Source organism: Terrisporobacter sp. (genome assembly GCF_017888745.1).
Classification (GTDB): domain Bacteria; phylum Bacillota; class Clostridia; order Peptostreptococcales; family Peptostreptococcaceae; genus Terrisporobacter.
This window is the reverse complement of record NZ_JAGHFM010000150.1, coordinates 1-7292: the sequence shown is the minus strand read 5'-3', so window position 1 is coordinate 7292 and position 7292 is coordinate 1. Positions and strand designations below refer to the sequence as shown.

Below are 7292 nucleotides of genomic sequence, written 5' to 3'. Positions count from 1 at the left end.
TTCTTCTAATACAGTTGCTCTAATTTGTCTTGTATATTTTGCAGACATGGAAATTGCTAAAGTTAATGTTGGCAAAACTAAACTTTTGAAACCATTGTTACCCATTACTGGAAGTAAATCTAATTTTAAAGAAAAGACATAAATTAACATTAAAGAAAGAAAAAATCCTGGAAGTGAATTTCCAACAAAGCTGAAAAATCTTATTACATAGTCTGTGAATTTATTTTGCTTTACTGCTGATAATATTCCAAGAGGCACAGACACAATAAATGTTACTAAAATAGAACTTATTGTAAGTGCTATTGTATTTGGCAATCTTTTCATAAACTCTGTAAATACAGGCTTCTTCATTACATAAGACATCCCCATATCACCTTTAAGTATATTTCCTAACCAAGTTGCATATTGAACTAAAAATGGTTTATCTAATCCTAGCTCTTTTCTCATTTCTTCTTTTACTTCTTGTGATGCTACATTACCTGCATTTTGATATAATAAATCTACAGCATCAGTTTTTGAACTTTGCATTAAAGCAAATGATAATAATGTAATTCCTATCAATATTGGTATAAGTTGAAGAAGTCTTCTGACAATATATTTTCTAATATATACCACCCCCAAATTATTTTGCTACTACCATAAATAGTGGTCTTGATTTATTTTCTACTTTTTCTTTTTCGTCCCAAACATATCTTCCCATATCTTCTTCTACTTTTATAAAATTGTATCCACATTCTTTAAGTGCATTTACATCCCAAGCTGGTCTAAGCTCTTTTGATAAAACTAATTTCTTTGCTATTCGTTCTAACTCCAAAATTTCTTTACTTTTAGTTTCTTTATAGTAGTTTTTTAGCACTTCTTTGTTTTCCATACTTTCATTAAATAAAGTTTCTGCATTTTTCATATCTTCATTAACTCTTTCATTTTGATCTTCATCAAACAAATGCAAATACCAATTAGCATCAAAATATACAACATGACCATCATCATCTAATAACCTCTTCCACTCTTTCAGAGCCTCCTTTGGATATTCCAAATTCCAAAGAACATTTCTAGAAATTATAAAATCAAAACTTTTATCTTCAAATGGTAGATTTATACCATCCACTTGCACAAAATTTATATTTACATCATATTCCTTAGCATTTTCTTTTGCTTTTTCTATCATCTCGCTACTTACATCTACTGCAGTAACTTCATGACCAACTAAAGACATTAATATGGAGAAAAATCCTGGACCTACCCCCACATCAAGAACTCTTAATTTTTCTTTCTTCGGTGCATTGCTTAAAAGAATTTTTAACCATGCATCTCTTTTGAAATTATTTAACTCCTCTATATTACTTTGTGAATATGATGGTGCTCTGTAATTCCAATATTTTTGTAATCCCCTTACAATTTCATCAACCTTACATTCTTGATTTAACATAAAATTCCCCCTATTGTTTAATATTCATATTTATCCCTCTATTTTTACACAAAAAAACTCTATAACCATATAGATATATTTTATTTATACCTTCATGGCAATAGAGTTTGGGCTCTCATCTTCTATTTCAATAGAATTCTTCTTCATTATATATTAATACTTAATCGCTATCTAAGTATCATGGTAGTTATTTTTACAATATACGTCAATATAAAATTTTATTTAAATATTTAATTTTTTTATATTTTTGAAAGTTTATAACATAAAAAATTCTCTTCGCTTAAGCCACTGCGTGGGCGATCCACTTCATGTCGCCAACGGCTTTGCCCGTTGCTCAAAATTTACTTTTTTACAACTTCTCAAAAATATTGATAATACTTCGATCTAGAAGTTTTCCATAACTATAAACTCAACATAAATTTCTTGTATGTAAAAAATGGTGCTTACTTACTACAAATAAACACCACTTCAAATGAAAGTTGACTTATTTATTTAAATTTTAAGCTAGAACTCTAGATATTTCTTTATTTTTAAGTAATAACTTAATCAACATTGGTATAAATATTAATTGAATTATCATTCCTGGTATAGCAGTAGATAATCCACCTACAACATAAGCTATTGGATTTACTTGAGGCGCTAAAGTTAATGAAACAATAAATGCTCCAACTATGGCTAATAATCTTCCTGCCACCATAGCTAAAATAAGAGATAAATATATTTTCTTAGTTTTATCAAATATTAATCCAGTAAATAATCCATATCCACAAAGTTCAAAAGCCATAATAGGCATTACAGGAATTAGCGGTGGCATACCAGTTAATAAACCACTTACAATAGGGATAACTACTCCAACAGCAGCCCCATACATAGGACCTAAGAAATATCCTGCAATTAAAACAGGTATATGCATCGGTAGGAAAACAGATCCTCCCATATTAAACATATGAAATGCCATAGGTAAAACAAGTCCACATGCTATAAAAAATCCAGATAAAACCAACTTCTTAGTTTTCATAATATAAATCCCCCTAATTACTAACTATAATATTAATATTAAAATTACTAAACATTAATCTTTTTGTATTACAACATAGTACATTTCATCGCTTTCAAATGCTTCAATTACATTTAACCCAACATTTATAAATATATCTCTTTGCTCATTGACTTCCATTAGTAGTGAGTCACTTACACTATCATCAGTACGCTTGTGCATATTATTTAAAAACTCTCTACTACTAGAATGGGCAATCATTAAAATTCCATGTTCTTTCAGATTATGTTCTACAAGATTTACAATTGTTCTTGTTTTATTTTCCAAATGAGGATACATAGAATAAAGAATTATCTTATCATACTTGTCCAACAAATTATCATTTTCAACATCACATAGTTCAAATTGCACATTACTTATATGTTTAAACTTGTCCCTAGCAATGTCTAACATCCCCTTAGAAATATCAACTCCTTTGATTAATCCATTAGGTGATAACTTGGTTAGAAATGGTATTAAAACTCCTGTTCCTGTACCTATATCCAAAATAGTGTCGTCTTCTTTAATGTTTAATTTACTTAGTAAATAATTGATTTTACCCTCATTAACCTCGATTATATTGTCCCAGTCTTTTGCTATAGAATTAAAAAAATCTACTTGACTCATATCCCCCTCCTATTTTTGTACAAAAAAGACCACAAAGGTTAAAACCTTCATGGTCTTATTATGTATATTTTATTAAGAAAATTGTAGCATTCTTAGTATTTTTTATCAACAAAAATGAGGATATTATATAATGCATACTTTTATCTCCTTAATGAATTAGATTTCCGATTAGCAATTTAATAATATTGTTCATTATTTTTTTTCGTAATAATTTCTATAATATTATTTCTAAAGCACGTATCTATTATAGTTCCTAGAAATCCTAAAATTAAACCGCATATAAGACTACTAATTCCTAAACTAACTTTCAAAAAAGCAGTTATTAAAATTACCAAGACATAACCTGCAAAACTTAAAATACGTCTACTTGTATTACTTAGTTTCTCAAGATCCCTTTGTATTGGCTCAAATATACCACATATCCTGTAGTTTAAAATATAAAATAAAAAGCTAAAAGTTGCTGATGATAAAACTGTAGCTATTATAATTCCCCACAAATTTTCCATTTATTTTCCCCCTTTTCTGGTAAATACATTAGATTTTTAAATACTTAGTCCGAAAAATGATTCAAGAATATTAGAAGCTACTATTATTACAGCAGAACTATAATATACGATTGATGCAACTTTATTTTTATCCGATGATTTATCTTTTAATATCATTGATATCCAAAATAAAATAACTATAATCCCATAAAATATGCGTTTTAGTTCATATAAATATAGTACTTTAATAGTACTTATAATTGATATGGCTAATAATAAATATTTAAATATGTTTCAAATTTTATTATTAGTTAGAATATCTGTTAGTATAGACTTTTTGCTTATATTTTGTTGAGATAACTTCTAGATATGAATCAATTATATTTTCATTTTTATCAACTTCTTCTACTAAATTCATTTCGAAGGTATCCCCTGTATTTACAGACTCAAAAACTTGCTTATTATGTAATACATATAATTGTTTATTGTAAACAACCTCAAGTCTATATGAATCAGATTCTATGCTCACTCCTACACGTGGAACTTTAGGACCTGAACCTGGAGAATAATACTTACCTTTAACAACTACTCTTACTTTGCTTTTTCGCACTGATTTTATTTTTAATTTTTTTACAATATATTTATATACATATTTTAATCCTATTATAATTGAACAAATTATTCCAATTGCTACAACTATAACCCACAACATCTCAAAAATTATGTTCATTTAAGTTATCCTCTATTTTAAATAATAGCCATATAATTACTGATTTCTCTTTAATATAAATTTTTTATTTATCATTAAACTATAGTTAATTTAGATTACTAATCTCTTAGTTCGCAATGTATTAATATTTTCTATTAAATCTAATCGATAAAATATAATTATTCATTTAAATTTTCCATTGATGAAAGTGCGATTATAAATGATATCATAAATATAGACATATCTGATGCTGATACACTTTCCATAAAATAATCAACTAAAGACATTGTAAACATTGTTGATATTGTGTCTAATATAACGAATAGCACCTTTGCTAATTTTATAGTGATTTTATCAAGTGATAACAATACTTTCGGAAAGGATAATGCAAGGATTTCTATTGGAAATCCTACTATAGCTACTATAGCAAAAAATATAATAATACTCTTCACAGAAGTATACTCAAAACCAAACAGTCCCATTATCCCTCCTCCCAATATGGCAATAATAGAAATAATCGCTATTAAAATTATGGCTACAATGCTATAACCTATAATCGGTTCTAATATTTTCTTTAGTCTGTTTATTATTATTACCTCCTATGTTAATAAAATTAATTTAATTGTTAGATTTTAATAATTTTATATAGGTTTATAAAGTTGATGTCATGCTGTACTAAAAAATTAGAATCGTATGCTCCTGTAACTATTCATCGCAATATATTAAAATTATTTACCAAATCTACTCTACAAATTGGAATTTACTTTTATTTATTTTTCACACTATCTAATCCTACTCCAATAGCTAAACCAATACCTGCTCCAATAGCTAAATTATCAAACACTAAACCCAAAACAACACCTAAGCATAGACCTAATCCTACATAACTTATATTTTTATTTTTCATATCTTCCCCCCTACAAATTCCTATTTATCTATATAATATCAAACGTGCCGTTACTTCGTATTATATAACTATTGTAATCTAAATCTTTATTTAAATTTATGAGGCTTTTCAACTCTCATTTCTATAATATATCCACACTCTGTACATATATCTGCTATTATATTTGAACCAAACGACATACCTAATTTACCTATTGGTTGCATTTTAGCTCCTGCTACTTGTTTTCCTTGACCTATTTCTCTACATCCACATTTTGGGCATATATTGTTTTTTATCATTGAACTCCCCCATCATTTATACATAATAAACTCTTCTAGAACACAAAAGTACTTGTTTTAAATGATTTTTTGATACTAGGTCTTCTTAATCCTATTTTCACGTTGTCACCCTAAATTATATTAACTTTAAAACCAAAGCTTATTTCTATTTTAAGTTCGAGTTATTGGAAAATCTTTTTATTAGTAATCTTATTAAAATTATAATTAATATTAATGAAGATATCATTGCTATAAATCCAAATATATTAAAACTATCCATTTTCATACTCCTTTAGTTTTTCTTAGTATTCCTCATCATTTTTCAATTCATTGTTGTTTATATCAAAATATCTAAAATCAACGCTTACTCCATCTTTATATTCACTTTTAGGCATAACATCATTTAGTAAAATCATAGAAGGTTTACCAATTTCCATAGATTCATTAAAAATATGTCCATTTATTGAAATTTCTACATTTGAGACAATATCTCCATTTGATATTACAATATATGCATAGTCACTATTTTCTAGCCCATTGTTAAGATTATACCTAGCTACAAAATTAGTAACACCTAAACCACTAGATGTAATACCTTTTGCCATATTACCAGTCATTATATAATCACCTTTTTTATTTTTTCATATACAAAATATCCTTGACCTGTATCAGATAAAAATCCTACTATTTTAGAGTTATCTATATAAATAGTATCTACAATAGTTAGATTATCATTTCCTATATTAGTCATAAAGTCTTTATGTAAGTATTCTAATATTTCATCATCAGTATTTCCAACTCTGTCACTATTGTTAGAACATTCCGTTACAAATATTATTGACAATATAATCCCAAGAAGTATTATAGTTTTCTTCATCTTTTATCTCCCATTAAATATTATAAATTATAACAATTGTTAGTTTAATTATTATCAAAACTTAGATCTTAACAACATGTCCGTTAAAACAGGTGTTTTGGTGAACATCATAAATTGATTTGTTAGATTCTACTATAATACTATTTAATCAAAGATAACCTGCCAATTCTTATTATCTTTAGATTTAAAACACATTTCTATTTGCTCAATACTATTTTTTGCTTCACAAAGAGTAGGTAAATTATCAATTGAAAAATATTCTATTTCTGTAGTTTCTATATTTTCAATAAATTGACCACCAATAACTTCACATTCAACAAAAACTTTACATACACCATATGGATATACTGGCACATTATGTTTATTTCTATCCTGAATAGCTATAATTCTTTTAGCAATAACATCAAGTCCTGACTCCTCTTTTACTTCCTTTATAGTGTTTGATTCTATTGATTCTAAAACATCTACCCATCCACCAGGTAATGACCAAGAACCATTTTTCTCATGTACTAACAATATTTTTTCATCTTTAAAAATTACTGCTCTGGTATCTAACTTAGGTGTTTGATATCCTTCTTCATTACAAAATAAATCTTTTATTTTATTCGCAGGGATATCTGTTTTATAACTTAACATTTCACATGCAATATTCCTCAATTGCTCATAGCGTTCTTTATCATATAAATCTTTTGTATATGATAATCCACATTGTGCAATACTTTGTATCTCAATAGCCCATTTTAACCAAGGTTCTTTTAAAAAAACATTATCCTTTGAACTTGATATGTATTCTAATTGTTGCTCTATACCGTCCACATTATCCCTCCCCATTTTATATATTCAATTTAACTATTCATTAGATTTAGCATAACTTAAAACTTTATCTATTATTACAGCAATTATAATCCCTATAGTATAGCTTATTAAATCCATCCACAAAAATCCATGTCCAAGTACTAGACCTC

Annotated in this window: 12 protein-coding genes; all 12 read right to left on the bottom strand. The window is 27.1% G+C overall.

Features of this window, described 5'->3' with window-relative positions; translation table 11 throughout:
* Positions 1-615, bottom strand: a 615-nt coding sequence (locus J7G74_RS07370) for an ABC transporter permease (RefSeq protein ID WP_330616456.1), incomplete at its 3' end; no start/stop codon positions are given.
* Positions 616-622: 7 nt separating this feature from the next.
* Entirely contained in the window at positions 623-1429 is an 807-nt protein-coding gene (locus tag J7G74_RS07365) for a class I SAM-dependent methyltransferase (RefSeq protein ID WP_297133605.1), read from the bottom strand.
* 499 nt (positions 1430-1928) lie between these two features.
* The gene (locus tag J7G74_RS07360; protein ID WP_297133602.1) at positions 1929-2447 is read right to left on the bottom strand and encodes an ECF transporter S component; all 519 of its coding nucleotides are present in this window, start codon (positions 2445-2447) and stop codon (positions 1929-1931) included.
* Positions 2448-2501: 54 nt separating this feature from the next.
* Positions 2502-3092 (bottom strand): class I SAM-dependent methyltransferase, encoded by a 591-nt coding sequence (locus J7G74_RS07355; RefSeq protein ID WP_297133599.1) that lies wholly within the window; start codon positions 3090-3092, stop codon positions 2502-2504.
* A 176-nt stretch (positions 3093-3268) separates the two neighbouring features.
* Positions 3269-3598: a hypothetical protein gene (locus J7G74_RS07350; RefSeq protein ID WP_297133597.1), complete on the bottom strand. Its 330-nt coding sequence runs from the start codon at positions 3596-3598 to the stop codon at positions 3269-3271.
* Positions 3599-3884: 286 nt separating this feature from the next.
* Positions 3885-4307, bottom strand: coding sequence for a hypothetical protein (locus J7G74_RS07345; protein WP_297133594.1), 423 nt, complete (start codon positions 4305-4307; stop codon positions 3885-3887).
* 158 nt (positions 4308-4465) lie between these two features.
* Positions 4466-4819, bottom strand: coding sequence for a YrvL family regulatory protein (locus tag J7G74_RS07340; RefSeq protein ID WP_443081647.1), 354 nt, complete (start codon positions 4817-4819; stop codon positions 4466-4468).
* A 233-nt stretch (positions 4820-5052) separates the two neighbouring features.
* Positions 5053-5193, bottom strand: coding sequence for a hypothetical protein (locus J7G74_RS07335; protein WP_297133591.1), 141 nt, complete (start codon positions 5191-5193; stop codon positions 5053-5055).
* Between the two features lie 86 nt (positions 5194-5279).
* A complete protein-coding gene (locus J7G74_RS07330; RefSeq protein ID WP_297133590.1) occupies positions 5280-5471 on the bottom strand; it encodes a transcription initiation factor TFIIIB in 192 nt (63 codons plus the stop codon).
* Positions 5472-5752: 281 nt separating this feature from the next.
* Positions 5753-6067, bottom strand: coding sequence for a hypothetical protein (locus tag J7G74_RS07325; RefSeq protein WP_297133588.1), 315 nt, complete (start codon positions 6065-6067; stop codon positions 5753-5755).
* Entirely contained in the window at positions 6067-6327 is a 261-nt protein-coding gene (locus J7G74_RS07320; protein WP_297133587.1) for a hypothetical protein, read from the bottom strand. Before J7G74_RS07320 ends, J7G74_RS07325 begins: the two co-directional genes overlap by 1 nt.
* Before the next feature lie 144 nt (positions 6328-6471).
* On the bottom strand, positions 6472-7143 hold the full coding sequence (locus tag J7G74_RS07315; protein ID WP_330616455.1) for an NUDIX hydrolase: 672 nt from the start codon (positions 7141-7143) through the stop codon (positions 6472-6474).
* Positions 7144-7292: the final 149 nt, after the last annotated feature.

Coding starts and splice junctions, on each gene's coding strand:
- J7G74_RS07335 (WP_297133591.1), bottom strand. CDS start 5,193: ATGAAAAATAAAAATATAAGTTATGTAGGATTAGGTCTATGCTTAGGT.
- J7G74_RS07320 (WP_297133587.1), bottom strand. CDS start 6,327: ATGAAGAAAACTATAATACTTCTTGGGATTATATTGTCAATAATATTT.
- J7G74_RS07360 (WP_297133602.1), bottom strand. CDS start 2,447: ATGAAAACTAAGAAGTTGGTTTTATCTGGATTTTTTATAGCATGTGGA.
- J7G74_RS07330 (WP_297133590.1), bottom strand. CDS start 5,471: ATGATAAAAAACAATATATGCCCAAAATGTGGATGTAGAGAAATAGGT.
- J7G74_RS07345 (WP_297133594.1), bottom strand. CDS start 4,307: ATGAACATAATTTTTGAGATGTTGTGGGTTATAGTTGTAGCAATTGGA.
- J7G74_RS07365 (WP_297133605.1), bottom strand. CDS start 1,429: ATGTTAAATCAAGAATGTAAGGTTGATGAAATTGTAAGGGGATTACAA.
- J7G74_RS07325 (WP_297133588.1), bottom strand. CDS start 6,067: ATGACTGGTAATATGGCAAAAGGTATTACATCTAGTGGTTTAGGTGTT.
- J7G74_RS07355 (WP_297133599.1), bottom strand. CDS start 3,092: ATGAGTCAAGTAGATTTTTTTAATTCTATAGCAAAAGACTGGGACAAT.
- J7G74_RS07350 (WP_297133597.1), bottom strand. CDS start 3,598: ATGGAAAATTTGTGGGGAATTATAATAGCTACAGTTTTATCATCAGCA.